The 26,747-nt window shown below is 60.5% G+C and carries 32 protein-coding genes; all 32 read left to right on the forward strand.

Annotation, left to right across the window (positions count from 1 at the left end; genetic code table 11):
- The first annotated feature begins 209 nt into the window (after nucleotides 1-209).
- The 32 genes from AC1UK9_RS09130 (at nucleotide 210) to AC1UK9_RS09285 (ending at nucleotide 26,744) form a co-directional block, all read left to right on the forward strand.
- Nucleotides 210-728 carry a phage regulatory CII family protein gene (locus AC1UK9_RS09130; protein ID WP_414888165.1) on the forward strand — a complete coding sequence of 173 codons (519 nt, stop codon included), beginning with the start codon at nucleotides 210-212 and terminating at the stop codon, nucleotides 726-728.
- Complete coding sequence (locus tag AC1UK9_RS09135) at nucleotides 721-951, forward strand: TraR/DksA C4-type zinc finger protein (RefSeq protein WP_414888164.1); 231 nt, start codon at nucleotides 721-723, stop codon at nucleotides 949-951. Before AC1UK9_RS09130 ends, AC1UK9_RS09135 begins: the two co-directional genes overlap by 8 nt.
- Nucleotides 941-3,160, forward strand: coding sequence for a VapE domain-containing protein (locus AC1UK9_RS09140; RefSeq protein WP_482579883.1), 2,220 nt, complete (start codon nucleotides 941-943; stop codon nucleotides 3,158-3,160). Before AC1UK9_RS09135 ends, AC1UK9_RS09140 begins: the two co-directional genes overlap by 11 nt.
- Nucleotides 3,153-3,512, forward strand: a complete 360-nt coding sequence (locus AC1UK9_RS09145) for a PA0613 family protein (RefSeq protein ID WP_414888162.1) — start codon at nucleotides 3,153-3,155, stop codon at nucleotides 3,510-3,512. The genes AC1UK9_RS09140 and AC1UK9_RS09145 overlap by 8 nt, the downstream gene beginning before the upstream one ends.
- A 526-nt stretch (nucleotides 3,513-4,038) precedes the next feature.
- Nucleotides 4,039-4,383, forward strand: a complete 345-nt coding sequence (locus AC1UK9_RS09150; RefSeq protein WP_136494171.1) for a phage holin family protein — start codon at nucleotides 4,039-4,041, stop codon at nucleotides 4,381-4,383.
- Nucleotides 4,384-4,549: 166 nt separating this feature from the next.
- Nucleotides 4,550-5,152, forward strand: coding sequence for a terminase small subunit (locus AC1UK9_RS09155; protein WP_482579884.1), 603 nt, complete (start codon nucleotides 4,550-4,552; stop codon nucleotides 5,150-5,152).
- A 4-nt stretch (nucleotides 5,153-5,156) separates the two neighbouring features.
- Nucleotides 5,157-7,184 (forward strand): phage terminase large subunit family protein, encoded by a 2,028-nt coding sequence (locus AC1UK9_RS09160; RefSeq protein WP_482579885.1) that lies wholly within the window; start codon nucleotides 5,157-5,159, stop codon nucleotides 7,182-7,184.
- Nucleotide 7,185: 1 nt separating this feature from the next.
- Nucleotides 7,186-7,392 carry a phage head-tail joining protein gene (locus tag AC1UK9_RS09165; RefSeq protein WP_266200793.1) on the forward strand — a complete coding sequence of 69 codons (207 nt, stop codon included), beginning with the start codon at nucleotides 7,186-7,188 and terminating at the stop codon, nucleotides 7,390-7,392.
- Nucleotides 7,392-8,876, forward strand: a complete 1,485-nt coding sequence (locus AC1UK9_RS09170) for a phage portal protein (protein ID WP_482579886.1) — start codon at nucleotides 7,392-7,394, stop codon at nucleotides 8,874-8,876. The genes AC1UK9_RS09165 and AC1UK9_RS09170 overlap by 1 nt, the downstream gene beginning before the upstream one ends.
- The gene (locus tag AC1UK9_RS09175) at nucleotides 8,873-10,015 is read left to right on the forward strand and encodes a head maturation protease, ClpP-related (protein ID WP_482579887.1); all 1,143 of its coding nucleotides are present in this window, start codon (nucleotides 8,873-8,875) and stop codon (nucleotides 10,013-10,015) included. The genes AC1UK9_RS09170 and AC1UK9_RS09175 overlap by 4 nt, the downstream gene beginning before the upstream one ends.
- A complete protein-coding gene (locus AC1UK9_RS09180) occupies nucleotides 10,012-10,356 on the forward strand; it encodes a head decoration protein (protein ID WP_103520674.1) in 345 nt (114 codons plus the stop codon). Before AC1UK9_RS09175 ends, AC1UK9_RS09180 begins: the two co-directional genes overlap by 4 nt.
- 63 nt (nucleotides 10,357-10,419) lie before the next feature.
- Nucleotides 10,420-11,415 (forward strand): major capsid protein, encoded by a 996-nt coding sequence (locus AC1UK9_RS09185; RefSeq protein WP_482579888.1) that lies wholly within the window; start codon nucleotides 10,420-10,422, stop codon nucleotides 11,413-11,415.
- A gap of 2 nt (nucleotides 11,416-11,417) precedes the next feature.
- Entirely contained in the window at nucleotides 11,418-11,738 is a 321-nt protein-coding gene (locus tag AC1UK9_RS09190; RefSeq protein WP_482579889.1) for a head-tail joining protein, read from the forward strand.
- On the forward strand, nucleotides 11,735-12,391 hold the full coding sequence (locus tag AC1UK9_RS09195; protein ID WP_482579890.1) for a hypothetical protein: 657 nt from the start codon (nucleotides 11,735-11,737) through the stop codon (nucleotides 12,389-12,391). The genes AC1UK9_RS09190 and AC1UK9_RS09195 overlap by 4 nt, the downstream gene beginning before the upstream one ends.
- A gap of 1 nt (nucleotide 12,392) precedes the next feature.
- Complete coding sequence (locus AC1UK9_RS09200; RefSeq protein WP_482579891.1) at nucleotides 12,393-12,932, forward strand: hypothetical protein; 540 nt, start codon at nucleotides 12,393-12,395, stop codon at nucleotides 12,930-12,932.
- The gene (locus AC1UK9_RS09205; RefSeq protein WP_482579892.1) at nucleotides 12,929-13,516 is read left to right on the forward strand and encodes a phage baseplate assembly protein V; all 588 of its coding nucleotides are present in this window, start codon (nucleotides 12,929-12,931) and stop codon (nucleotides 13,514-13,516) included. The genes AC1UK9_RS09200 and AC1UK9_RS09205 overlap by 4 nt, the downstream gene beginning before the upstream one ends.
- Before the next feature lie 54 nt (nucleotides 13,517-13,570).
- Nucleotides 13,571-13,801: a hypothetical protein gene (locus AC1UK9_RS09210; RefSeq protein WP_482579893.1), complete on the forward strand. Its 231-nt coding sequence runs from the start codon at nucleotides 13,571-13,573 to the stop codon at nucleotides 13,799-13,801.
- Nucleotides 13,802-13,806: 5 nt separating this feature from the next.
- Nucleotides 13,807-14,133 carry a GPW/gp25 family protein gene (locus AC1UK9_RS09215; protein WP_085701155.1) on the forward strand — a complete coding sequence of 109 codons (327 nt, stop codon included), beginning with the start codon at nucleotides 13,807-13,809 and terminating at the stop codon, nucleotides 14,131-14,133.
- Nucleotides 14,130-15,014 (forward strand): baseplate assembly protein, encoded by an 885-nt coding sequence (locus AC1UK9_RS09220; RefSeq protein ID WP_482579894.1) that lies wholly within the window; start codon nucleotides 14,130-14,132, stop codon nucleotides 15,012-15,014. Before AC1UK9_RS09215 ends, AC1UK9_RS09220 begins: the two co-directional genes overlap by 4 nt.
- A 1-nt stretch (nucleotide 15,015) precedes the next feature.
- Complete coding sequence (locus AC1UK9_RS09225; protein WP_473014969.1) at nucleotides 15,016-15,624, forward strand: phage tail protein I; 609 nt, start codon at nucleotides 15,016-15,018, stop codon at nucleotides 15,622-15,624.
- A complete protein-coding gene (locus AC1UK9_RS09230; protein WP_482579895.1) occupies nucleotides 15,617-17,182 on the forward strand; it encodes a phage tail protein in 1,566 nt (521 codons plus the stop codon). Before AC1UK9_RS09225 ends, AC1UK9_RS09230 begins: the two co-directional genes overlap by 8 nt.
- On the forward strand, nucleotides 17,183-17,614 hold the full coding sequence (locus AC1UK9_RS09235; RefSeq protein WP_482579896.1) for a tail fiber assembly protein: 432 nt from the start codon (nucleotides 17,183-17,185) through the stop codon (nucleotides 17,612-17,614). It begins immediately after the preceding gene.
- 102 nt (nucleotides 17,615-17,716) lie between these two features.
- Nucleotides 17,717-18,883: a phage tail sheath subtilisin-like domain-containing protein gene (locus tag AC1UK9_RS09240; protein ID WP_482579897.1), complete on the forward strand. Its 1,167-nt coding sequence runs from the start codon at nucleotides 17,717-17,719 to the stop codon at nucleotides 18,881-18,883.
- Nucleotides 18,884-18,895: 12 nt separating this feature from the next.
- Nucleotides 18,896-19,399: a phage major tail tube protein gene (locus AC1UK9_RS09245; protein ID WP_482579898.1), complete on the forward strand. Its 504-nt coding sequence runs from the start codon at nucleotides 18,896-18,898 to the stop codon at nucleotides 19,397-19,399.
- 12 nt (nucleotides 19,400-19,411) lie between these two features.
- On the forward strand, nucleotides 19,412-19,732 hold the full coding sequence (locus AC1UK9_RS09250; protein ID WP_482579899.1) for a phage tail assembly protein: 321 nt from the start codon (nucleotides 19,412-19,414) through the stop codon (nucleotides 19,730-19,732).
- A 148-nt stretch (nucleotides 19,733-19,880) separates the two neighbouring features.
- Nucleotides 19,881-22,505, forward strand: a complete 2,625-nt coding sequence (locus AC1UK9_RS09255) for a phage tail tape measure protein (protein ID WP_482579900.1) — start codon at nucleotides 19,881-19,883, stop codon at nucleotides 22,503-22,505.
- Between the two features lie 9 nt (nucleotides 22,506-22,514).
- Complete coding sequence (locus AC1UK9_RS09260; RefSeq protein ID WP_482579901.1) at nucleotides 22,515-23,360, forward strand: phage tail protein; 846 nt, start codon at nucleotides 22,515-22,517, stop codon at nucleotides 23,358-23,360.
- Complete coding sequence (locus AC1UK9_RS09265; protein ID WP_482579902.1) at nucleotides 23,335-23,541, forward strand: tail protein X; 207 nt, start codon at nucleotides 23,335-23,337, stop codon at nucleotides 23,539-23,541. The genes AC1UK9_RS09260 and AC1UK9_RS09265 overlap by 26 nt, the downstream gene beginning before the upstream one ends.
- 91 nt (nucleotides 23,542-23,632) lie before the next feature.
- On the forward strand, nucleotides 23,633-24,679 hold the full coding sequence (locus tag AC1UK9_RS09270; RefSeq protein ID WP_482579903.1) for a phage late control D family protein: 1,047 nt from the start codon (nucleotides 23,633-23,635) through the stop codon (nucleotides 24,677-24,679).
- A gap of 31 nt (nucleotides 24,680-24,710) precedes the next feature.
- Nucleotides 24,711-25,274, forward strand: a complete 564-nt coding sequence (locus AC1UK9_RS09275; RefSeq protein ID WP_482579904.1) for a glycoside hydrolase family 19 protein — start codon at nucleotides 24,711-24,713, stop codon at nucleotides 25,272-25,274.
- Nucleotides 25,256-25,798, forward strand: coding sequence for a lysis system spanin subunit (locus tag AC1UK9_RS09280; RefSeq protein WP_482579905.1), 543 nt, complete (start codon nucleotides 25,256-25,258; stop codon nucleotides 25,796-25,798). The genes AC1UK9_RS09275 and AC1UK9_RS09280 overlap by 19 nt, the downstream gene beginning before the upstream one ends.
- 151 nt (nucleotides 25,799-25,949) lie before the next feature.
- Nucleotides 25,950-26,744, forward strand: a complete 795-nt coding sequence (locus tag AC1UK9_RS09285) for a DNA adenine methylase (protein ID WP_482579906.1) — start codon at nucleotides 25,950-25,952, stop codon at nucleotides 26,742-26,744.
- Nucleotides 26,745-26,747: the final 3 nt, after the last annotated feature.

Here is a 26,747-nt window from a genome sequence, read left to right on the forward strand (position 1 = left end):
TCCAAGGCTCGGAAGCTTTGGTGTTGCTGCCTTTTCCACCACAGAGCTGGCAGCTGTTGCGCTAGGGGTGAACAACGGATTGTTCGCCCCAGCACGGTGCCGGTGTTGGTCTATGAAACCTCGCCGGCGTTTGGGCACTTACACGCCACACGACAAATGTACCACCACTCCCTGTCGTGCGGCACTGGCAACATTCAAGGATTAATGCCATGAGCCGAATCGCTCTGAGTTCCGTAGATCGGGCCCAGCGGGAAGTCCTGCCGCTCGATTTAGCGCTGTACCACGCCGCTCGCGAATACCCAGGCGGCGCTGCGGCCATCGCCGCCACGACCGGTCGCAACCCGACCACGCTGCAGCACAAGCTTTCGCCGACCCACCCGAGCCACTCCATAAACATTCAGGAGTTCGGTGAGATCCTCGAGCTCACCAAGGATCGCCGCATTCTCGATGCGGTGCATGCATTGGTCGGCGACACGGTCTGGCAGGAGTTGGCCGACACCTACACCAACGACATGCCTGAAACGCTCACGACCGGTATCGCCGAATACTTCCGGCAGGTCGCGGATCTCGCCGAGACTTGGGCCAAGAGCATCGGCGACGGCGTTGTCACCGATCAGGAACTGGCTGCGATTCGTCTGCAGGTGTTCCGAGGTATTCAAGGGCTGCTCGGGTTATTCAACCGCGCCACCTACGTCAATCAGACTACGCGAGGTGCTGACCGTGGCTGACATCGCAGACTTTGCTAATGATCTCGTCCAAGAGCGTGTCGACCAAGCGCTCGCAGCACGTCGCAACGCCGCCAAACCTGCATTGGCGGCGCACTCTTATCTGTTCTGTGAAGAATGCGAAGAGCCGATTCCAGAGGGACGTCGTGTAGCGCAACCAGGCTGCACGCATTGTGTGGACTGTCTTTCGCTCGCGGAATTGAAGGGAGCTCGTCATGCTCGATGAAGTTTTGGCGCAGTTCGCGGATTACGGACTTGTACCAGCGCAACCGCTGGTGTTCGGCAAGCTCACCCGGTGCAAGACGGCGCAGGATAAGGGCACCGAGAAAAACGGCTGGTACGTCGCCCATGAACACCGCACCGAGAAAGGTGAGACGCTGATCTTCGGTTCATTCGGCGATTGGCGTTCGGGTGAGACGCAGAAGATCAAGGTCAAGGCCGGTCGGATGTCACCCGAAGAACGCGAAGTGATGCGCGCTCGGCAGGAAGAGGGCAAGCGTCGTGCTGCTGAGGTTGCGGCCAATGCGGCGCGCCGGGCGGCAAAGCGAGCGGATGGCTTGTTTCAGCGGATGCCGGAGAAAGGCCGTAGCGAATACCTGGACCGCAAGCAAATCGTCGGTATCCGGGTGCGATACGCGCCGCGTTCCGGGGCAGTCTTGGTCCCCATGAGCAACGCACGGGATGACATCGTCGGGCTTCAGGTGATTTACCCGAACAAACAGGAAGACACTGGCCGGGACAAGACGTATTGGCCTTACGGGATGTCGAAAGAGGGGGCTTTCCACCTCCTAGGACCGGACGCCGATCCAGGCGATCCCGTGTTGGTGTGTGAAGGCTACGCGACTGGCGCCAGCCTGCACATGGCGACCTCGCTTACCGTGGCCGTGGCATTCGATGCGGGTAACTTGCTTGCGGTCTGTAAGGCCATGCGTGAGCGGTTCGCGGGCTGTCCGCTGATCATTTGTCGCGATGATGACTGGAAAACTACCAAGCCGAACGGTGATGCGTGGAACCCTGGTGAAGAAAAGGCCAATAACGCGGCACTGATCGTCGGTGGTCAGGTGGTTGCACCAATCTTTTCCGGTGAGCGCGGTGATAAATGGACCGACTTCAACGATTTGCACGTTGCAGAGGGGCTGGAGGCGGTGCGTCGTCAGGTGCTGGCGGTGGTCAAACCGCCCGCCGCAGGCGGTTGGAAAGATCTCCTGGCCCGCAGCGACAGCGGCGCACTGATCGCACATATGCAAAACGTTGAATTGATCCTCGCCAATGATCCTCGCTGGGCCGGAGTCATCAGTTTCAGCGCGTTCAGTTCGAAGATCGTCAAGCTCCGTGCAGCGCCTTATGGCGGGGGCACGGGCGACTGGGCTGACATTGATGATGTGCGGGTAATGAAATGGCTCGCGCAGCATTACAACCTGCGGGTCAAGGCATCCCATGTGATCGAGGCGGTGAGCGTTGTGGCTCATGACCACGAGTTTCATCCGGTGCGGCAATACCTTAAAAAGCTTGAATGGGATCGTGTGCCGCGTCTGGAAAGCTGGTTGACGGACGTCATGGGCGTTAGGGCTTCTGCTTACTCGTCCAAGGTTGGCAAGCGCTGGATGATTTCGGCTGTAGCACGGGTGATGAAACCGGGCTGCAAGGCTGACTCGGTGATGATCCTCGAAGGTGCGCAGGGTGCTGGTAAATCGACGGCGATGAGCATTCTCGGCGGTGAATGGTTCATGGATACACCTTTCGCCCTGGGCGACAAAGACGGTTTTCAGGCGATCCGGGGAAAATGGATCGTCGAACTTGGCGAGCTGGACAGCTTCAACAAAGCGGAAAGTACAAAGGCCAAGCAATTTTTCTCGGCGTCCACGGATACCTACCGCGAGAGTTACGGCCGTCGCACCATGGACGTCCCGCGTCAGTGCGTCTTTGTCGGCACCACCAATCAGGAGGAGTATCTGAAGGACGCCACCGGTAACCGGCGGTATTGGCCGGTCGCCTGTACCAAGGTGGACTTAGAGCTGCTGCGCTCCATTCGCGACCAGCTATGGGCCGAGGCTGTGTTTTGTTACGACGCGGGTGACCTCTGGTGGGTGACGCGAGATGAGGCGACATTGTTCGCTGAGGAGCAGGACGAGCGCTTCGTGGTGGACGAATGGGAGACGCCGATCCTGACCTGGCTGGAGGAATCGCAGATTGGAGAGACTACGACCGGCAGTGAGATTTTGACGCAAGCGCTCAAGCTTGATCCGGGACATTGGGGCAAGCCGGAGCAGATGCGGGTCGGGGCGATACTGCATCGGCTAGGTTGGAGTCGTTACCGGCTCGGAGCAATGACCAAGAGTCGGATCCGTTTGTGGGGCTACAAGAAACCTGAGGGCTGGGGCAAGGCGTCTGCTTTGGAAAATGATCGTGTCGAGGAGCCTTGTTTCGGTGATTAAGGAAATCGATTCGTTACTGAAAAAGTGGGCTCAGGAGCTGCACTCCGATCATTCGAAAGGGGGACTGGCAGGTGGCAATATGGTCGCGATGATGATGGAGAGCAATGGGCAACTGATCCGTGGGCGGCGGGCCTTCCGTGCGCCGCTAGAGAGTTCTCTCGACATCGAGCTGATCGTTACCAAGCATCTGGCGCCCGAGCTTGTGACGGTTGTGCGAGAGCACTACTGCACCCTCGATGTCGGCATGCGCTTGCGATATGCGCACTGCGGCTGCGGGCGTGACACTTATTATCAGCGCCTGCACGACGCACACCTACAGATTCTTGGAGTCATGATGGGGGTGGCTGCTTGACCCTAGGCACGGCTCCGGCAGTTGCTGTCCCACCGGCCCGCCTTGTCCCACTATGTTTAGACGTAGTGGGACAGGTGCGGGCCTTGTCTTTACTGGGTTGTCCCACCGTCCCACCTTTCAGCGTCACCCGCCCGCATATGCGTAGCAGGCACATTGCACGCGCGCTTCACGCGCAAGCGTGTTCTTAAATTTCTCCCTTTACACGAGAAAGGAGATAAATAAGTAGGACGGTGGGGCGAGGCCCCGAATCTAGGCGCTCTCAGGCGTCCCACTTCGATTTTGAAAGGTGGGACGTATGGGACGCCGAATCAAAAGCGATAGCCGAGTGAATACGTTGTACCCCTGTCGCACCCGCGTCGTACCCATATTGCACCCGTATTGTTCCATGGCATTAAAACTCGCTTGCTGCCACCGGAATCGCCCTGTAAAAAGTACCCATCTTCGATAGGTGCGACCGCAGAGAGCGGCAGTCACCACACCACCAAACCCGGCCATTGCGCCGGGTTTTTGCGTTTAGGGGTTGGCGATGACAAACGAGCAACAAGCGCTGGCAGAGATGCCGATCTGGTTAGTGATCGTCCTGGCCCTGGTCGGCGGCGTATCGGGGGAGATGTGGCGAGCCGACAAGGACGGGGCGCGGGGCTGGGCATTGTTGCGCCGCCTCGCGCTTCGGTCCGGGGCCTGCATTGTCTGCGGAGTGTCGGCGATGATGCTGATGATCGCCGCCGGTATGACGATCTGGACGGCGGGTGCCTTGGGGTGCCTCACGGCGATGGCCGGTGCCGATGTGGCCATCGGGTTGTACGAACGCTGGGCCGCCAAGCGGCTGGGCGTCAGCGAAGTCCCGCCAGCCGGGGGCGAACAGGGGTGATGCACCGATCTGGTGCGCCGAAAACCGCCGGGGACCCTGGGGTTATTCGGAGGGTGCGGGGTCGGAAACCCGCGGGAAAGTGTTAGCGGAAGCGCCCCCAGCTTACTGAAATTCAATCCATTGAAATTGAAAGGTCTGCATTGAAAAGCCGTTGAAAGGAGGGCTTATGACAGAACCAACTTACCTGTCTAAAAGCGCCTTTGCGGCGCGAATCGGCAGGGCGCCGAGCTACATCACCTGGTTGAAAAACAACAACCGCCTGGTGCTGTCGCCGAACGGAAAACTGGTGGATGTGCTGGCCAGCGAAGCGTTGATTCGCGACACCGCTGACCCAAGCAAAGCCGCCGTCGCCGAACGCCACCAACAAGACCGGATTCAGCGTGACGTGTACAGCCAACTGTCCACTTCCGTCGAGCCGACTTTCACGGCTGCGCCGCCGCAGGTGCTTACCGGCGACGGCAAGATTCCCGACTTCCAGAAAGCCCGCGCCCTGCGCGAACACACCATGGCCAAGCTGGCCGATATCGAGCTCGGCAAAGCCCAGGGCTCACTGGTCTCCAAGGAAGCGGTCGAGACCGGCGCTTACAACGCCGGCCGTTTGCTGCGCGATCAGTTGTTCGGGCCACTGCCGCAACTGTCCCACGACCTCGCGGCCATGACCGATCCCTGGCTGATCGAAAAACACCTGACAGCCACCTTCCGTCGAACGCTGGAAGAAGCCGAGCGCCTCTCTTCAGCAGACCTTGAACACGCCATGACAACGGACTGAACCCATGCACACGGAATTTCCTGACGGTGCAGAGGCGTACCGTGAGGCTTATTTCCGTGGACTGCGCCCCGATCCAGACCTTTGGATCGACGAATGGGCCGACGAGTACATGCGGATCCCGCGAGACACTGGCGCCCCTGAACCCGGCCAGTACCGCACCTCACGGACACCTTATGCCCGCGAGCCAATGCGCTGCCTGTCGCCGGCTCACCCTTGCAGACGCGTGGTCACTATGGTGGCCTCGCAGCTGATGAAAACCCAGATCGCCCTGAACTGGATGGGTGGCCTGATCCACATGGCGCCGTCGAACATCCTGGCGCTGCTCCCCAGCCTTGGCCTGTCAAAGCGGGTGTCGGGGCGGATCAGCAAGACCATCAAGGCCACTCCCGTTCTGCGCGAGCGGGTCGCGGCCACTCGCTCGCGGGACGCACGCAACACGATGGACACCAAGGAATTCGAGGGTGGCTCGCTGTACGTCACCACCGCCGGTTCTGCTGCCAACCTTTCGGAGCTCTCGGCGCGTTACATCTACGGCGACGAAGTCGACCGCTGGGAGAACGACGTCGGTCAGGAGGGTGACCCCATCAAGCTGGCAGAGACGCGGGCGACCAACTTCGGTCGCAACGCCAAGATCTACTTCTCCAGCTCGCCGACGATCAAAGGCGCCTCGCGGATCGCCGATCTGTTCGAGTCCAGCGACCAGCGCTACTACTACGTGCCATGCCCTACCTGCGGTCATATGCAGGTGCTGGAATGGGAGCGGCTGCACTACAGTAAAGACCTCAGCACTGTGCATTACGAATGCGCAGCACCTGAGTGCGATGTTCTGATCGAGGAGCACCACAAGAGCGACATGCTCGCCCGAGGCGAGTGGCGCGCCCATGCGGGTGGCGACGGAAAAACCGTTGGCTTTCATCTCAACGCGCTGTATTCGCCGACCGGCTGGATGGATTGGGCCGGGCTTGCTGAGGAGTTTGAAGATGCCAAAAAGGCTCAGTCCCAAGGTGACACGAGCCTGATGCAGGTGTTCTACAACACCCGTCTGGCCAAGGTCTGGGACAGCGCGCTCGAACAGACCAAGGCAGAAGTGCTGATTGCTAGGGCGCGGCTGGAGAACTACACCCTCGGCGCGATGCCAGCCGGTGTGCTGATGCTGACCGGTGCCGTCGACGTTCAGGCCAACCGCCTGGAACTGATGGTTATGGGCTTCGGTGTCGGCATGGAGCGCTGGGTTGTTGACCACCAGATCATCTGGGGCGATCCGGCAGACGACCGCACCTGGGCTGTGCTGGACGAGAAACTCAAGGCGCGTTATCGGCATCCTTGTGGTGTCGGCCTGGCGATTCTCGCCGTAGGCGTCGACTCCGGCGGTCACCACACCGATGAGGTCTACCAGTTCTGCCGTGTTCGCCGCTGGCGCAACATCTTTGCCATCAAGGGTGCGAGTAAGCCGGGCCGACCGGTGATTGCACAGCGCCCGTCCATGGTCGACGTGACGTGGAAGGGGCAGACCGAACGCAACGGCGCCGAACTGTGGTTTGTTGGTACCGACACCGCCAAGGACTGGATCTACAACCGCTACCCGTTCCCGGACGGACCGGGTTCGCTGCACTTTGCCAACGACCTACCGGACGAATTCTTCGCCCAGTGCGTCGCCGAACGCAAAGTCGTGCGCTACGTTCGCGGTCACAAGCGCATTGAATGGGTGAAGGGCAAGGCAGAGCGCAACGAAGCGCTCGACCTGATGGTGTATTGCCTCGCGATGGCGCATTACCTCGGCATCAACCGCTACCAGGAACACGACTGGGATCGGGTGCGTCAGGCGCTGGCCCAGTCCGGTCTGTTCGACGATGCCCTGGGCATCAAGCCGGTTCAGGGGGAGCGCGTCGATGAAGGCGCACCACCTGCGCCTGCGGCTGTGCGACAGGCTCAAGCCGCACCACCATCTGCTGTACCAGTCACTCCAGCGCGGCCCCCTGCTGCACCACCTCAACGCCGCAGTTCCACCAGCGGTTACCTGAAGAGACGCTGATATGTCCTTTACTCAAAAACACCTCGACGCCATCGAGCGCGCCATTGCGCGTGGCGAAAAGACCGTGCGCTACAGCGACCGAACGGTGGAATACCGCGACGTCGACGAACTGCTCCGCGCCCGTGAAGAAATTCGTAGTTCGCTCACCAGCGCTGCCGGCCCCCGTTCGCGCGTTGTGCGGCTCAGTCATGGAGGCAAGGGAATCTGATGGCTCGACAATTCCCGGCGCTTTCACGTAGCGGATTCTTGCTGCCATCGAACATCAAGGCCAGCTACGAAGGCGCCGGGGAGGGTCGCCGATCTGCGAGCTGGGATGCCACCGACAACGGCATCAACAGCATCAACACCCCGGCGCTGCGCAACCTGCGTGCCCGTTCGCGGGCGGCGGTGCGCAACGACCCGTATGCAGCCAACGCTATCAACAAGCGGGTCAGTAACCTGATCGGCACCGGCATCACTCCGCGCCCGAAGGTCAAGGACGAAGAACTGCGCAACCTGCTGCAGGAGCTGTGGGACGACTGGGCCGACGAGTCGGATGCCGACGGTCTCTGCGACTTCTATGGCCAGCAGGCGCTTGTGGCTCGCACCGTGGAAACGGCGGGCGAGTGTTTTGTGCGGTTGCGTCCGCGCAGTCTGGACGAAGGTCTGGTGGTGCCGCTGCAGCTGCAGACCCTGGCGCCGGAGTTCGTGCCACACGACAAGTTCGAGATGACCAAGACCGGCAACATCATCCGCGCCGGGATCGAGTTCAACCCGGCCGGAAAGCGTGTGGCCTACTGGATGTACCGCTCGCATCCGCGTGATGCGTCGTCGCTTAACAGCGGCTACAACCAGCTGGTGCGCGTCCCGGCCAGCCAGGTGCTGCACATCTTCGAACCGCTGGAGCCTGGGCAGTTGCGCGGCGTGCCGCGTATGTCGCCGGTACTCAAGCGCCTGCGCAGTCTCGACAACTACGACGATGCGGTGCTGTTCCGGCAGGAAGTTTCCAACCTGTTTGCTGGCTTCATCAAGCGCCCATCGCCGGACATGGGACAGGCGCCGCGTGACCCGGTTACCGGCCAACTGATCACCGCCGACCGCGACGGCTTTACACCGATGGTTGCGCTTGAACCCGGCACCATGCAGGAGCTGGGCGCGGGTGAGGAGGTCGAGTTCTCCAAACCACCGGACGCTGGCAACAACTACCCGGACTTCATGCGGCAGCAACTGATGGCAGCGGCAGCGGGTACCGACACGCCCTACGAGATCCTCACGGGCGACATGAAAGGCATCAACGACCGTGCGTTGCGCGTCGTGCTCAACGAGTTCCGGCGCCGCCTCGAACAACTGCAATTCAACGTCTACATCCACCAGCTCTGCCGGCCGGTCCGCGCTGCCTGGTTGGACATGGCGGTATTGAGCGGTGTGATCGAGTTGCCGGACTACGCCAAGCGTCGTCGCGAACTTCTACGCACGCGCTGGGTGCCTCAAGGCTGGGCCTACATCCAGCCGGTGCAGGACGTGCAGGCGCGAATGCTTGAGGTCAATTCCGGGTTCGGTTCGCGCAGTGAGATGTGTCTGCGCACCGGTTACGACTCCGAAACGGTGGACGCGGAAAACGCCGCAGACGCTCAACGTGCCCGCGACCTGGGCCTCAATTACCGAACGCTCGTCGAGGTTGATATTCACCCTGACGATCAGGAGAAACCATGAAACCGCCGTTCCCCCTACGAATCTTCAACAAACTGGACGGGCAACTGCCCGTGCAAGACAAACACTGGTACAGCCTCCGGGCCAGCGGTGAAGCCGAACAGCGCACTATCGAGGTGTACGTCTACGGCGAGATCGGCACTTGGGGTATTACGGCCAATCAGTTCGTGCGTGACCTGGCCGCGCTGGATGACGGTACTTCACCGATTGTAGTGGCGTTCAACAGCATCGGCGGCGACCTGTTTGACGGCCTGGCCATTCATAACGCCCTCTCGCGTCTGGGAGAGCGCTGCACCGGTCGTGTGGATGCCCTGGCTGCCAGTGCCGCGAGCGTTGCAGTCTGCGGCGCTCATCGGGTGGTAATCGCGGAAAACGCCGCACTGATGATCCACAACCCGTGGACTTATGCCTCGGGTGATGCCGAGGATATGCGCAAGGTAGCGACCGCGTTGGATCAAGCGCTGGAACTCATCATCACGGCCTACAAGGCCAAGGCGCCGGATATCGACGAGGTAGAGTTGCGGCGACTGGTCAATGCAGAAACCTGGCTGACGGCTCGCGAAGCGGTGGCCCTCGGATTGGCCGATGAAGTCGGCGACGGTGTACAAATCAAGGCGTGTCTGGGGCAGGGCACAGTCATGCAGAAATACCAGCGCACGCCCCAGGCGCTGCTGGATCTGCTCAACGAACCCACGAAACCGACCGAGCCGGTGGTCGACAAGCCTGAGCCATCGGCACCTGGTGCGAATGCAGCGGCGCTGGCTCTACTGATCACCCAGTCATGCAATCAGGCCGGTATCAGCAACTTGATCGAACCGCTGATTGCAGCGACCAAGCTGGCTGACGAAGCGACTGTGCAGGCCGCGATCACCCAGGCCAAGTCGATCCGCGATCTGTGCGTTGCTGCCCGGCTGCCAGAGTTTGCGGTGGAGTTTGTACAGGCCGGACTTGACACCGGTGCCGTGCGTGCGCGGCTCTTCGACAAAGTCGTAGGGAAAGGCGGGGGCTTTGAGATCGACAACAGCCTGCCGCAGAACGAAGACCCGGCTCCCAAAATTCAAGCCAAACAACCCGATCCGCCGTCGATTTGGGCGGCACGTCAGGCCGCTCAATCTCAAGCCTTTAAAGGAGCAAGACCATGACTATCAAACGCGAACCAATGCATGCAGGTGAGTTCCTGCTGTCCGAGGGCGCTGGGACCATCTCGCGAGAAGCAATCAACGTCGCTGCCGGTCACGCACTGGAGCCGGGTCAGATCCTTGGTCTGGTTACCGCGTCCAGTGAGTTCGCCCCGTACAACCCGACCGCCGAAGACGGCACGGAAAACGCCATCGCAATTCTCTACGGCCCGCTCGGTGAGTCGGATGTCGTTCGTCGCGGGCGTGCCGTGGTGCGGTTGGCCGAGGTCAGCGAAGCGCACCTGACCGGCCTGGATCTGGCCGCCGAAAAAGCGCTCGCCACTCATTTCGTGATCGTGCGCTAAGTCGATCCTTCTTTTTTTATGCATCCCGCCGCGTGCGGGATTTTTCGTTTCTGGAGAGTACCCATGGCCGATATCGCCATTTTTGATGACGAAGCATTCAGCGTCGATTCGCTGACCGCTGCACTCAACGATCAGCCTTACTTGCCGGGGCGCATCAGCGCTCTGGGTCTGTTCCGCGAGGAAGGCATCACCACTCTGACCGTACAAATTGAGAAGGACGGCGACACTCTGGCCCTGGTGCCGGCGGGTGAGCGTGGCACGTCCGGCTTGGTGGTCGCAGGCAGCAAGCGCGACCTGATCCCGTTCAACACCGTGCACCTGCCAGAGCGCTTCACGATCAAGGCCGACGAGATCCAAGGCATCCGTGCCTTCGGTACTCGTACTGAGTTGCAGGCGGTGCAGGACGTGGTCAATGCGCGTCTGGCCAAGGCGCGGCGCCAGTTGGACGCCACGCACGAATTTCAGCGCATGGGCGCACTGAATGGCCAGATCCTTGATGCCGATGGCAAGACCGTACTGCTGGATCTCTATGATCGCTTCGGTGTTGATCGCCAACAGTTGTCCATGGGACTGGCGGATGCGGGCACGGAGCTGCGGGTCAAGTGCGGTGAAGCACTGGACATGCAGGAAGACGCGCTCGGCAGCGTGACCAGCACCGGTTCTCGCGCTTTCTGCGGCAAGAACTTCTGGAACAGACTGATCGTTCACAAGTCGGTCAAAGAGACCTACCTCAACAGCCAGCAGGCAGCAGCTCTGCGCGGTGATGCTCGTGAAAGCTTCGAGTTCGGCGGCATTATCTGGGAGCGTTACCGTGGCAAGGTGGCCGGTGTGTCGTTCGTGCATGACGACAAGGCGCTGCTGATTCCTGAAGGTGTGCCGGATCTGTACATCTCGGTGTTTGCGCCGGCTGATTACATGGAAACGGTCAACACCCAAGGCATCCCGTACTACAGCATGATCGAGCCGTTGCCGTTCAAAAAAGGTATGGCCGGTGAAGCCCAATCTAACCCGCTGCACCTTTGCACGCGGCCACGTGCGCAGATTCTCCTGGAACTCTGACCATGGCTTTCCGGGAGCTGCTGGAAGACATCGACGACACGGTATTCGAAACCCTCGGTGATTCAGCCCGAATCGAGGGCTACGACGAACCGGTACTCGGCATGTTCGCAGCGCCTTGGTTGCAGCCCAAGATGGGCAGCCTCCGAACGGCGTTGCGCGAGCCGAAGTTCGAGATCCGCGTCCGTGATTCGCACGGCCTGAAAAAAGGGCTGCTGGTCAGCGTGGATCTTCCGGCGTTGGATGGCGGCGGTGACTACGACCTGATGCAGCTGGAGCCAGGTGGTGACGGTCTGGTTGCGTTGATTCTGAGGAAACGCCCATGAGTGTTGGTAGCTATTTCAAACCCTCGGCCGGTGGCGGGATGATCTCGCTGAAAACCTCGGCGGCAGACCTGAAAGCCTTTCAGGACTTTGCCGCCGTGCTGCCAAAAGCAGCGGCCAATGCCCAGCGCCGAGCCATCAACAAAACCCTGCGTTGGCTCGCCACCCACATCGCCCGCGCCGTCGGCCGACAGGAACGGATTGCGGTTGCTGCTGTGCGGCAGCGGCTGCGGGCCTACCCGGTTACTGGCGGTGCCAATAGCGGCAAATTGTGGTTTGGTCTCAACGCGATGGAAGCCAGTCGCATCGGGCGTCCTCTGCAGAGTCGCTCCGGTGTGTCGGTGGCCGGTCGGCGCTTTCAGGGCGCGTTCTTCAAGAAGGTCTACGGCAACAGCGCGGACGTCTGGATCCGCACAGCGAGCAAGCATTTCGACGCCAGTGACTACCCTGACAGCGATGTCAGCGGGGCGGGTGGCGCTAGTTCAGGCTGGATAGCCGAACACGGTAGCCGTTTTCCGCTGGCGAAAGCCAAGGTGTCGCTGGAGCAGGCGCGGCCACACTTCGAAAGCTGGATTCGCAAGGCTGACGAACACCTGGTGCACGTGCTGCAGCAGGAACTCAATTTCGAAGTGCAGAAGCACTTGAAGGGGAAATGACGTGACGGATGAAGTCGACGAGCCGTTCAGTTTTGAGCAGCTGTATCAAGCCATCGAACGGCGCATTCAGGGTCATCTGCCGGACCTTCAGATCGTCGCCACTTGGCCGATCATCGAAAGCAGTATTCCACTGCCAGCGGTGCTGGTCGAACTGGCAGAAATGGAGCCAGGCATCGACCCGGGAACAGGCGAGACGGGCCTGTCCTGCAAGTTCGAGGCGCGGGCGATTACCGACCCGATCCAGCCCGATCACCACCAACAAGCGGTGTTTATCGTCGGGCAATTGGCTGTTTTACTGCGCATGCAATCCTGGGGCGTAGAAGTCGAACCGGCCGAGTTTGTTCAGGCCATGCCGGACTGGACCAAGCCGGAGCTGGACGGCTACACGGTCTGGGTCGTGGAATGGACGCAGCAGATCTACCTTGGCGAAGCGCAATGGCCGTGGCCAGATCAGCCACCGGGCACGCTGCTGTTTGGCGTTGATCCTGATGCTGGGCTGGCCAACCGGGAGAAGTACTTTGCGCCGGAGAGTTTGGCATGAGTGCTGGCTATGTGAGCGCCCAGCATGACCGCATGCTCGCTGGGCTGGTGAAAGACTGCTATGTGGTGGCGGTGGATCTGGCCGCGTCACCACCGGTGTGCCGGGTGTCGGACGGAGAATGGGTCAGCGGCTGGGTACGCTGGCACAGCATCGCCGCCGGCAAGGCGCGGCACTGGCGGTCGCCGAGCCTGAACGAGCAGGGCACGCTGATCAGTGCCAGTGGCGAGGTGGCGCAGGGCACATTCATTCCCGGCCTTTATGGCAATGGCGGCGCGCCGCCGGATAATCGCGATCACGTCGAAGTCTGGCGTTTCGACGATGGCGGATCACTGGTTTACGACTGGCAGGCGAGCAGCTACACCATCAGCGTGCCGAGCGGTACGGTCACGATCAAGGTCGGATCAACGCTGGCCGAACTCACTGACAATGCCGTCGCCGTGAAGTCCGGAACGATCAACCTGGAGGGCGCTGTGAACATCAAAGGGCCGGTCAACATCAACGGCCCGCTGCACGCTACCCAAAGCATCAGCAGCGATGCCGACATTCTGGCCGCCGGCCAAAGTGACAATCATCACAAGCACTAACTCAACTTTTTATTCAGCCCGCCGCGTGCGGGCTTTTTCATGCCTGGAGTTCCCATGGCCAAACATCAAGATGATTCAACTGCATCTGAGTCTTCCCTAGTCAGCCCAGTGGTGCTGCCCTCTTCGGTGACCTTTCGCGACACGCTCTACACCTCGCGCACGATCATCCTGCCGGACGGCCGCACGCTCGCCGTGGCGAAAAAAAAAGTCACGGTCGATAGCGCCGACGATGTGGCGCTGAAAACCCTCAAAGCCCATGCCGAGTTCGAGCAACTCAAGGAGTAAACCCGATGATCGGAATGGATCGCCACACCGGGCAACCCATCTCCGGCATCGAGCATTTACGCCAGTCAGTCGGTGACATCCTCGGCACGCCATTGGTGAGCCGCCGTGAACGTCCGGAGTACGGCAGCAAGCTGCGGCGCATGGTTGACCTGCCTGTCAATGAGGGCTGGAAAAGCGCCGTGCAGGCTGAAGCCGCTCGGGCGCTGGGTCGTTGGGAACCACGGTTGAAGCTGGAACGGGTGCGCGTGCTGTCCGTGCTGGGCGGCAAAATCAACATACAAGTCAGCGGCGAATACCTCGGTGTGCGCGGCACGTTGGAGGTGTGGGTATGAGTACCCTGGTGGATCTGTCGGAGCTGCCGGCACCGGACGTGCTGGAGCCGCTGGATTTTGAAGAAGTGTATGGCGAGGCACTCGACGTGTTTCGCGGCCACATGGGCGGGAACTGGACGGCCTCGCTGGAAAGTGATCCGGTGACCAAGCTGCTCGAGGTCGGCAGCTACATCAAGCTCGGCAATCGGGCGCGGGTCAATGACGCGGCCAAAGCGCAGTTACTGGCTTACGCCACGGGCACTGATCTGGAGCACCTTGCGGCCAACGTCAATCTGAAGCGCCTGGTGATTCAGCCAGCCGACCTGCTGGCGGTACCGCCGATTGAGGCGGTCATGGAATCCCATGACGCTCTGCGCGAGCGTGTGCAATTGGCCTATGAGGGACTGACCACCGCAGGACCGCGCAACAGTTACATCCTGCATGCGCGCAATGCTTCGGCGCTGGTGGCGGATGCCACGGCTGAAAGCCCATCACCGGCCTGTGTGGACGTCACGGTGTTGGGTCTTGAAGGTGATGGCACGGCCAGCCCTGAACTGTTGAAGCTGGTCGCCACGGCGGTGAATGACGACGACGTGCGCCCGGTGGGGGATCGCGTCACGGTGCGTGGTGCGCAGATCCTGCGTTACCGCGTCGACGCCGTTCTGCATATGAAAGGGGCAGGCCCGGAAAACGACGCCGCACTGGCCGAGGCGATCAAGCGGCTTGAGGCCTGGATCAATCCGCGCCGCCGGTTGGGTGTCGAGGTGGCGCGCTCTGGTGTCGATGCGCAGTTGCACATTGCCGGTGTGGCCCGCGTGGAGCTCAAGGACTGGCTGGATCTGAAGCCGACCAAGGCGCAGGCAGCATACTGCACCGGTTATACAGTCGTGCTGGGAGGTTGATATGCGCAGTCTTTTGCCACTCAACAGCACTCCCCTGGAACGGGGTATCGAGGCGACGTTCGCCGAAAACACGTTGATTCCGTTGCGCACCTTGTACAACCCTGACACCTGTCCGGTGCACCTGCTGCCGCATCTGGCCTGGGCCTGGTCGGTCGACCGCTGGGATCCTTCGTGGTCGGAGTCGGTCAAGCGTGCTGCCATCAAGGCGTCGTTCTTCATCCACAAGCACAAGGGCACCATCGGCGCCTTGCGTCGAGTGGTCGAGCCGCTGGGCTACCTGATCGAGATCGTCGAATGGTTCAACACCGTGCCGCAAGGCGTGCCGGGCACCTTCGCGCTGAAGGTGGGGGTGCTGGACACCGGCATCACCGAGGAAATGTATCTCGAACTTGAACGCCTGATCGACGACGCCAAACCCGTAAGCCGGCACCTTACCGGGTTGGCGATCAGCCTCGAGACCCAAGGCAATCTGAATATCGGCGTGTCCCTTTACGAAGGCGATGTCATCGATGTTTACCCGCCCGTCATGCGTGACATCGAAGTCACTGGCAGCTTTGGCGTGGTCGGCCGCGAACACACCATAGACACCCTGGACGTTTATTATGATTGATGCGAATTCGCAGTTTTTTGCGATCCTCACAAATGTGGGGATGGCCAAACAGGCGAATGCCGATGCGCTCGGCATTGCCTGGAAAATCACCGACATGGGGATTGGGGATGGCAACCCGGCAGGTGAGGCCGCTCCGGCCAATCCCATTCCGTCGGCCAGCCAGACCAAGCTGCTCAACGAATGGCGCCGCAAGCCTCTGAATCAGCTTCGAGTTGATCCGGTCAACCCGGCAGTGATCATCGCCGAGCAGATCATTCCGGCCGATGAGGGCGGTAAGTGGATCCGCGAAATTGGCCTGTACGACGCGGACGGCGATCTGGTCGCCGTCGCAAACTGTGCGCCAAGTTTCAAGCCGTTGCTGTCGCAAGGCTCGGGCCGCACGCAGGTGGTTCGGATGAACTTTGTGGTGTCCAGTACCGGGAACATTACGCTCAAGATTGACCCGGCTGTCGTGCTGGCTACCCGGGAATATGTTGATCAGCGGATCATGGAAGAGCTTTACAAACTCGACAACAAACAGTCGGTGCGGGCAGCCACCACGGCCAACATCGCGCTGGCGGGCCTGCAGACGCTCGATGGGGTGGTATTGGCAGCTGGTGATCGGGTGCTGGTGAAAAACCAGATCGCTGCCAAGGACAATGGACTGTACATCGCAGCAGCGGGTGCATGGGCGAGAGCAGCGGATGCTGACAGCAGCGCGGAAGTGACATCGGCCCTGTTGGTGTCAGTCGAGCAGGGGACGACTCTGGCTGATACGCGCTGGCAGTTGATCACTGATGGCTCGATTGTTCTCGGCACCACAGCGCTGACCTTCCAGAACGTCACTTATGGGTTTGCCCCCCTGAACTCTCCGGCATTTTTGGGTACGCCAACCGTACCGACGCCGGGCCAATTCGATACCAGCTCATTGGCGGTCAACGCCGCGTTTGTACAGCGGGCGCTGGGTAACTTTAGCGGCCAAACGACAATCAGCGCTCCGGCGGCCGCACTGACGCCGTCAATGGCGGGGCGTCGCATTGTCGTCACTGGACCCGCAACCCTGACGCTGCCGTTGTTGAGTGCAAGCCCTAGCGGCTCGAAGTTCTACATTCAGAATATTGGGACCGGCGATGTCGTGGTGTCTCGACAGGGCGCGGATGTGATTGTGGCGCTGGCCAAGAACCTGAACAGCATCTCTATCCCGCCATCCTCAAACGGTGTGATCGCGTGCGGGGACACCAACTACGTGTTTGAAGAAGGTGTCGCAGCGCTGAAGTATTCAGCGGAGTTTGCTTGCTCGTTCTCGGGAACGTCTTGGAAAAAAGGCCCAGGCGGCGATATCGAGCAATGGGGTACTTACCTCAGCCTTGCAGCCAACACCAATGTCGAGATCATGTTGCCGGTCGCTTTTGTTGACCCGCCGACGTGCCTGAACCTGACGTTTGCCAACTTTTCCAACGATGAGGCTGTTGGCCGCGTGCCGGCGCTTCAGGCGCGTGCGTGGACGAGAAACAGCATCACAGTGAGGAATCTTTCGAGTTTCCCCGCTTCATTTTTCTGGCATGTGAAGGGGCGTTGAATGACGATTTTCTATAGCGCGAAGACTCCCGGCTTTTTCAGTGATGAGAACGAGGCGCCGATTCCGGCGGACGCGGTCCAGATCACCGAAGAAGAACAGGCGGCGCTGCTTGAAGGGCAAACCCGAGGCGGGCGCATTGTGCACGATAGCAAGGGGTTTCCAGTCTTGGCAGCGGGGCTTGCACCGACTGCTGAGGCGCTTGAGGCGGTCGAACGTATCTGGCGTGATGCCCAATTGCTCCCCACGGATGCGCTGGTCTCACGGCACCGCGACGAGATCGAGGACGGCGGTGCGACTTCGATCACGACTGAGCAGTACGCAGAGCTGCAGACTTACCGCCGGCAGTTGCGCGACTGGCCGCAAGGGGAGGAATTCCCGCTCGCGGAACACCGACCGCCAGCACCGATCTGGCTGACCGAACAAACCACCTGAACGCCCCGCACTGACGGGGCGTTTTTTATTCCGCCACACGTATCACCAACACCTGAGCCTCGCACACACGCGGGGCTTTTTCGTTTCTGGAGAATGAGCCTTATGAGTTTCTTTCACGGCGTCACGACCACCTCGGTCGATACCGGCGCCCGCACCATTTCGCTGCCGTCCTCATCGATCATCGGCCTGTGCGACACCTTTAGCCCTGGCTTGGTGGGCGGCGGTACGGCCAAGGCCGGCGAGCTCAAGCTGATCACCACCGAGCGCGAAGCCATTGCAGCATTTGGCGCGGGATCGGCAATTACCCAGGCCTGCCTGGCAATCTACAAAAAAGCCAAGGCGGTGATCGTCGCCATCGGCGTGCCGAAGATGGATGACCCGGCGCTGCAGACCTCGGCCATCATCGGCGGCGTCCTGGAGTCCGGTCAACGTACCGGCCTGCAGGGTCTGCTCGATGGCAAGAGTCTGTTCAATGCCCAGCCGCGATTGCTGATTGCTCCCGGCCATTCGGCAAAGCAAGCGGTGGCCACGGCCATGGATAGCCTGGCGCAGAAGCTACGGGCTATTGGGATCATCGACGGGCCATGCACCACCGATGAGGCCGCCATGGCCTACGCGAAAAACTTCGGCAGTCGTAACCTGTTCATGGTCGACCCCGGTGTGCAGTTCTGGGACACCGGCGAAAGCAAGACGGTGGACGCGCCTGGTTCGGCCTGGACTGCCGGCCTGTTTGCCTGGACGGATGCGACCTACGGCTTCTGGGCCTCGCCGTCGAATAAGGAATTCACCGGCATCACCGGTACCACCCGTGCGGTCGAGTACCTGGACGGCGACGAGACCTGCCGAGCCAACCTGCTCAACAACGCGAACATCACCACGATCATTCGTGACGACGGTTTCCGTCTCTGGGGCAACCGCACGCTGTCGAGCGATCCGAAATGGGCATTCGTCACCCGCGTGCGCACGCTGTTCATCCTCATGGATGCGGTACAGGCCGGCCACAAATGGGCAGTCGACCGCTCGATCACCAAGACCTACGTCAAGGACGTCACCGACGGCCTGGAAGCGTTCATGCGCGACCTGAAAAACCAAGGCGCGGTGATCAACTTCGAGGTGTTCCCGGATCACGAGCTGAACACGGCCAGCCAGATCGAGCAGGGCAAGGTGTACTGGCGGATCCGCTTCACCGACGTGCCACCGGCTGAAAACCCGAACTTCCTTTTTGAGGTCACCAACGAGTGGATGACCGAAGTGCTAGAAGCTGCCTAAGGAGGCACCCTGATGATTCCTGAAGTTCTCTCCAACTGCGCCGGGTTCATCGACGGCGTCAGTTTTGCCGGTGAAATGCCGAGCCTCACCTTGCCCAAGGTGGTCCTGAAAACCGAAGTCTACCGAGGCGGCGGTATGGCCGGCGAGGTCGAGATCCCGACCGGCGTGGAAAAACTCGAAGCCGGTTTCACCACCAACGGTGTTCGCCGCGAAGCGCTGAAGTTCTTTGGCCTCTCTGACCGCACCGCCTGCAGCGCAGTGTTCCGCGGCTCGTTCAAAGGCCTCAAGGGCAAGGTAACTCCTGTGATTGTCACCATGCGTGGCGGTATCAAGGAAGTCGACATGGGCGACTGGAAACCCGGCGACAAGGCCGAGACCAAACACAACATGGCTCTGACCTACTACAAACTCGAAGTTGCCGGCCGGGTGGTTTACGAGATCGACATGTTGGGCATGGTCCTGGTCGTCGACGGCGTCGACCAGCTCGCTGACGAACGTTCGGCCCTGGGCCTTTAAGGACACAATGAAATGACGCAAACCAATCAAGCCACTCAAGAAAAAACACTGCCAAGCTGGCTGCAACTGACCGGGGAAGGCTTTCGCATCTCACTGCGACACCCCACCGAACTGTCGGGTGTGCTGGTCGACACGCTGACCATTCGTGCGCCGTGCGTGCGAGACATTCGAGCCGCGCAAGCGACCTGCAACGGCGATGAAGAAAAGCGCGAAATGTCGCTGTTTTCCTCGCTGACGCAGACCGCTGAACAGGATCTGATGGCCCTCAAACTGGTCGACTACATGCGCCTGCAGAAAGGCTATTTTCGTCTGGTCCAAGACGACGAGATTTGATGGGCCGACGTTGAAGGGGCTGGCCAAGCGCCTGGCCAAGGAGACTGGTTTCTCGGCGGCCGAGATCATGGCCATGCCCTTCAACGACATCGTGTGGTGGCTCACGGACTGAGCCATTTCCAATCATCCTCGACCCAAGGACACGCACATGGCGAAGAACCTCGCACTCGGCTTTGTCATCGGCGGCGCCGTCGATCCGACGGTGGGCAAAGCGTTCAAGGACGTCGAAAGCAAGATCCAGCATCTGGACTCGGTCGGCAGCAAAGCCCGGGTGCTGCAGAACACCATCGGCGACACCATGCGTCTGCGTGAGGAATGGCGCAAGGCGCATGCAACCGGCGCCGCCGGTGCCGAGAAGCTATTGTCCAAATACGAAAAGAACCTCGACCTCCTGAAGAAACAGGGCGTCGAGGTCGGGCGACTGAGTAAGGCCTACGCCACGATGGGCCGTGTCGCCGCCGGTGCTGAACTCAAGGCGCTCGGTCACCGGCAACTGGACGAAGGTCGGCAGGGAATGAAAAGTACCCTCGGCCAGGCCGGTGCACTGACTGCTGCCGTGGCGATTCCGACCAAGGTCAGTGCGGACTACGGCGCGATCATTCGTGACATCGCGATCAAGGCCAACATTGCCAACACGCCAGAAGAAACTCAGCTCTCCAAAACCGTGATCGATACATCGCGTGATACGGGCATGGCGCGCAACCAGGTCGCTGAGTTGGTCAACGCCCTGGTCGGCGCCGGCATGGAGCTGGATAAGGCATTGGCCTATGCACCGACGGCGGCCAAGTTCGCTGTGGGGCAGGGTTCGGACGGCACAGAAACCGCCAAAATGATCAACGCCCTGGGACAGAACGCCAAGATCACCGATCCTGCCGTGATGCAAAAGGCGCTGGAGGCTATCGCGTATCAGGGGCAGGCAGGCAGTTTCGAAGCGGTCGACATGGCCAAGTGGTTTCCTGAGCTGTTGGCCGGCATGGGCAAGCTGGGCATCACCGGTATGGACTCGGTGTCGCAATTGGGCGCGATGTTGCAGGTGCAGATGAAGACTGCCGGCGGCTCGGACGAAGCGGCCAACAACCTCAAAAACTGGATGGAGAAAATCGGCTCCGGCGAAACGGTCAAGGCCTATGCGAAAGCGGGCATCGACTACAAGGGGTCGATGCAGACCGGTCTGCAGAACGGCAAATCCACACTGGAGTCCAGTTTCGCGCTGGCTCAGAAGTACATCGAAGCGACGGACCCGAAGCGAGCCGCCGAGATGGCCAAAGCTGTGGCCGGCATCAGCAAGGAGAGTGATCCGGAAAAGGCCAAGGGCATGATGAAGTCCTTGGAAGAGGCCTTGCGTACCGGCGACCTGTTTGCCGACATGCAGGTCAAGGCCGCTTTGACCGCGTACATGCAGAACAAGGATCTGTATGAGCAGTTGAAGAAAGACTCGGCCAATGCCACCGGGATCCTCGACAAGAACCTGGCTGAGCGCCGGCAAACGTCCGCGCAAAAGTGGTCCGAGATGGCCCAGAGCATGGACGATGCCATGCGCAGTATCGGTGATGCGATTCGCCCGGTCACTGATGCGGTGGCGGACGGAATCACCAATGTCAGCCGTCAGCTCGCGGGCCTGTCCGATGAGTCACCGCGTTTGGTGACGGCCATCGGTACTGCGGTGGCGGGCCTGATCGCGCTCAAGGGTGCTGTCAGTGCATTCAAGATGGGTAAGGGCCTGATGAATATCGGGCGCGGCACCTTGATGGGCAACCCGAACATTCCGCAAAAGGTCATCGTCACCAACTTGTCGGCCATGGGCGGCGGACTGGATGCCGGCGATTTTGATACCGGTCGTGATGAGAAAAAAGGCAAGGGCGGAAAAGGCGGCAGGGGCGGCGGCAAAGAGGGTATCACCCGTGGAGGCGGGGGCGGCCCTAGCGTTGGTTCTGTGGTGAAAGGAACCGCCGTGGTCGCCATCGCTGAGGCAGGTTACAAGGCCTGGGACACCTATCAGAACGCCGAAACTCAGGATGAAAAAGCCGAAGGGTACGGGCAAGCGGCGGGTGGCTTGGCCGGCACATTGGCCGGTGCTGCAGCGGGGGCCGCTATCGGATCGGCCATTCCCATCATTGGCACCATGGTCGGCGGATTGATTGGCGGTTATCTCGGTTACATGGGCGGCGACGCACTCGGCGGTTTTGCGGGCAAAGAGCTGTTCGGAACCCCTGAAGCGCTCAAGAAAGTGCCGGATGCCGGGCCGCTGATGATGGTCAATGCGGGGCAGAATATCCCGCCGGTGATGGGCGATATCGCCCGTTCATTCGCGCCGGTCCCGGTTGTCAAAGACATGGTCCAGCCGCAGCCAAAAATGTTGCCGCTGCTGACCGGCGCCGCGCCCATTACTCAAGCGACTCTCGACAGTCCCAAGCCAGCACTGGCTCCGATGCAAGCGTTGCCGGCACAGGTTCCAACACCACCTGTTTCCAAGCCACTGTTGCCTGAACGGGAGTCGACTGCCACAGCAATGGGGGATGTCACGCGTGCATTGAATCAACCGGCATCCCCTGCGGTACCGCCGATGCTCGCACCGCCTGCGGCTGTGAAACCTCAGTCGACCAAGGTTGAGCAGCGGTTCGATATTCAGGCGCCTCTGCATGTCACCGTACAGGGCGACGTGAAGGATCCGGCGCAACTGGCGCGAGAGCTTCAACCCTACATCGATCAGCAGTGGCGTCAGTCCACGCAGCAACTGCAAAACCGATCTTTATATGATGAGCCACATGTTTAAGGAGAAATCATGGCCTACATGGAGCAACTGCAGTCGGGCCTGAAGAATCTCGCAGCAGCGGGAGAGAGTGGTCGGCGCAGCCTCGATGGCATGATCGGGCCAGTCAACGGTGCCATCAGCGAGATCAGCGGCGCGGCCTCGGAGCTTGAGGGGATTCCCTTTGTTGGTCCGGCTATTGGGGCAAAGCTGCAGCGTGTCATGCGCGGCGTGAACGCGGCTCAGGCCAAGGTCGGCCAGGTGGTGGCCACGTACAACAAAGCCACGCGTGCCGTATCGCAGATCGATGAGCGCATGGGTGAGCTGAAGGAGCAGGCCGCCCGGGCGTCCACTGCGATAAACAAGGTCGCCGGCAAGGTCAGCCCGTCGCTGGCCAACATTGTCCCGACCGGTTCGCTGGGTGGTGATGCCACGCCATTACCGGAAGCGGTGAAGCCGTTCCCGCATCTGCTGATCGTGCAGCCGCAGGATCCGCAGGCGCAGCCTTACTACTTCAATCTGGACACCGCAGCCTTTGATGAACTGCGGCGCTCGACCGAGTTTCGCTGGGCCTCGCAGGAGCGTCTGACCCGGCGACCGGCACAACAAGCGGTCGGCATTGGCGAGGAAAAGATCACGCTCAAGGGTGCGATCTTTCCCGGGTTCAAGGGCGGTATCAAACAACTGGACACCCTGCGCAGCCTCGGTGCCCAACTCAAGCCGCTGACCTTGACCACCGGCTATGGCGATGTGCTCGGCACCTGGTGCCTGAAGAGCGTTGAGGAAGAACAAAGCGCGCTGTTGCAGGGAGGGATCCCGCGCAAGCAGGCGTTTACTTTGGAGTTTGTGCGTTATGGCGACGACCTGCAGAACGTCTGATGGGGATCTGCTGGACACCCTGTGTTATCACGCTTATGGGCACCTGGAGGGCACGGTCGAGGCGGTGCTCGATGCCAATCAGGGGTTGGCCGATGAGCCACAACCTTACCGCGCTGGCATCGTGATCGAGCTGCCGGATCTGCCTGGTCCTATTGAAGAAGGCCTAGCACTATGGAATTGATGGACTATAGTCAGGGGGTCGTGTTTGCGACACCTGCAGCTTCAACCCCTTCAAAACCCGCCTCGTGCGGGTTTTTTTATGGGGACAAAATATGAACCCCACCTTTCGTATTGTCGCCGACGGCGCCGATATCACGCAGCGGATCAACGATCGACTGCTGCAGCTCAAAACCACTGATAAACCTGGCATGGAATCCGATGAGTTCGAACTGCGCATCGACGACCGTGACAGCGCGGTGGTGCTACCTCCCCGCGGGGCCAGAATCGAGATTTACCTTGGTTATGCAGAGACCAAACTGACCCGCATTGGCCGCTATGTGGTCGACGAGATCGAGTTATCCGGCCCGCCGGATACGCTGGTGATCACCGGCAAAGCCAGCGACATGCGCGGCAGTGGCAAGACGATCCGCAGCGGGAGTTGGGAAAACGTGCCGTTGTCGCGGATCGTTGCCGATGTCGCCGCACGCAATGACTGGCAACCGGTGTGCCCAGTGCAAACCAAGGTGCCGCGTGCCGATCAGCTCAATGAATCGGATTTCAATTTCATCACCCGCCTGGCCAAGCAGTACGACTGCACGGCCAAGGTCGCCGACGGCAAACTGCTGGTGATGTCACGTCAGGGTGGGCAGAGCGCCTCGGGCAAGTCCTTCGGTGTGGTGTTGATCCAACGGCGCGACGTCAGCCGTTTCCAGTTTCGGCTCGGTGATCGCAACACGCACAAGGCGGTATCGACCAAGCACCAGGACAAGAAAACCGGAAAGCTCGCAGTGGTCACCTTGGACAACGACGAGTCTCCGGATGGATTGCCACCGGTACATACCGACCGCCACATCTACCCGAACAAGTCCGCAGCTGAAGCCGCCGCCAAGGCACGTCTCACTGCGTTCAACCGTTCCACCGCCGGTGTCCGGCTGGAAATGGCAGGACGCACCGACTTATTCGCCGAACGCTCGATCAATGCCCAGGGTTTCAAGGTCGGCCTTGATGGCGAGTACCTGGTCGACTCGGTGGAGCAGGTGTTCACCCAGGCCGGCTGGAGCACGACGGTTGAGTGTAACGGCGGCAAGAAGGGTAAAGCCAAAGCCAAGGGCAAGAAAAAAGCGGCAAAGGATCTGAAGGTCGTTCAGCTCAAGCAGTAGCGCCGCATCCTGACCACTCAAGGAGACATCGATGTCACTGACCGAACAGCAACTGCAATCCATCATGCCGAACGCCCGCCGCCAAGCGGGCGTTTTTGTATCTGCGCTCAACGCAGCCATGGCCCGCCGACAGATCAACACCCCGAAACGCCAAGCCGCGTTTCTGGCGCAAGTCGGTCATGAGTCAGGTCAACTGCAATACGTTCGGGAACTGGGCGGCGATCAATACCTGAGCAAATACGACACTGGCAGCCTAGCTGCAAAACTGGGCAATACGCCGGCAGCGGATGGTGATGGCCAGCGCTATCGCGGTCGCGGTCTGATTCAGGTGACCGGCCACGACAACTACCTGCGCTGCAGCCTAGCACTGTTCGGTGATGAGCGATTGCTACGCACGCCTGAGCTGCTGGAGCTGCCGCAGTGGGCCGCCGAGTCGGCCGCATGGTTCTGGTTCGTGAATGGGCTGAACGCACTGGCCGATCAAAACAAATTCAACACGATCACCCGCAGGATCAACGGCGGTCTCAACGGCCTGCAGGATCGGCTGGAGCTGTGGGAGCGGGCGAGGGCAGTGCTATGCGTATCAGCGACCTGATACCTACACCTTACCGGCTGCTGGGCAAGATGGCGCTGCTGATCGCCTTGACCGGCACATCCGCCGCCATTATCTGGCAGGTGCAGGACTGGCGCTACGGCAGTCGCCTCAGCGAGCAGTCCCGGCTGCACAGCGAAACCCTCAATCAGTTGGCCCAGGCCACGGCCACGCAACAGCGTGCCGAACAAGACAAGCGCCTAGCGCTCGAGCAGCGTCTGGCGACCAGCGAACAAACCCACTACCGAGCCTTGAGCGATGTCCAACGTGATCAAGGTCGCCTGCGCGACCGCCTTGCCACTGCTGATCTGCGCCTGTCAGTCCTACTCGACGCCACCACCGGCGCCGGTAACGGATCGGTGTCAGCCACCACCGGCACCGGCGGCGTGGTTCATGGCCCCACAAGAGCCGAACTTGACCCGGCGCATGCTCAACGAATTATCGGCGTCACCGATGACGGCGACCGGGGGCTGATTGCCCTCGCGGCTTGTCAGGCATACGCCAAAGAAGTCTCAACACCGAAGTGAAAAAAGAGCGGCCGGTCCGGATGCGTCAACATCCGGATCGACCGCCGTCCCTGCAGATGGTCCCTGCAAGTCCAGCCAAGGCTCTTGCTCCGTGCACAAAGCGCGGCGAGCCTAGCACCTGTTTATCCATACAGTAAAGGTCTTGCTTTTTATGTCTACACCCATCATCCCTTGGATGGGCGGCAAACGCCGCCTGGCCGACCGCCTCATTCCGCTTTTTCCGCCACACGAATGCTACGTAGAAGTCTTTGCCGGCGGTGCCGCGCTCTACTTCATGAAGCCCCAACCATCGCCGGTCGAAGTCCTCAACGACATCAACGGCGACCTGGTCACGCTTTACCGCGTCGTACAGAACCACCTCGAAGAATTTGTGCGCCAATTCAAGTGGGCGCTCAGCTCGCGGCAGGTGTTCGAATGGCAGAAAATGACCCGCCCCGAAACCCTCACCGACATCCAGCGCGCCGCCCGATTCTTCTACCTGCAGCACCATGCCTTCGCCGGCAAGGTCTCCGGGCAGACGTTCGGCACGGCGACGACTGCTCCGGCCATCAACCTGCTGCGCATCGAGGAAAACCTCTCGGCCGCGTGGCAGCGCCTGTCCGGCACCTACGTCGAAAACCTCCCCTGGCTTGAATGCGCTGAACGCTACGACCGTGCCCACACCTTTCATTACATGGATCCGCCTTACTGGCAGACCGCCGGCTACGGTGTGGACTTTCCGTTCGAGAACTACGAACGGATGGCCGATTTCATGCGCCGCTGCAAAGGCAAGGTGATGGTCAGCATCAACGATCACCCGGACATCCGCCGTGTTTTTGAAGGTTTTCACTTCGAGACCTTGGACATTCGCTACACCACAGCCAATCAGCGGCATGGGAAGGCTGAGCTCAGTGGTGAACTGGTGATCATGAATTGGGCACTGACCGAGTTCGAAGGGCTCTTTTAGCCA

The sequence above is a fragment of the Pseudomonas sp. AK-TSAG1-1 genome (assembly GCF_056821665.1).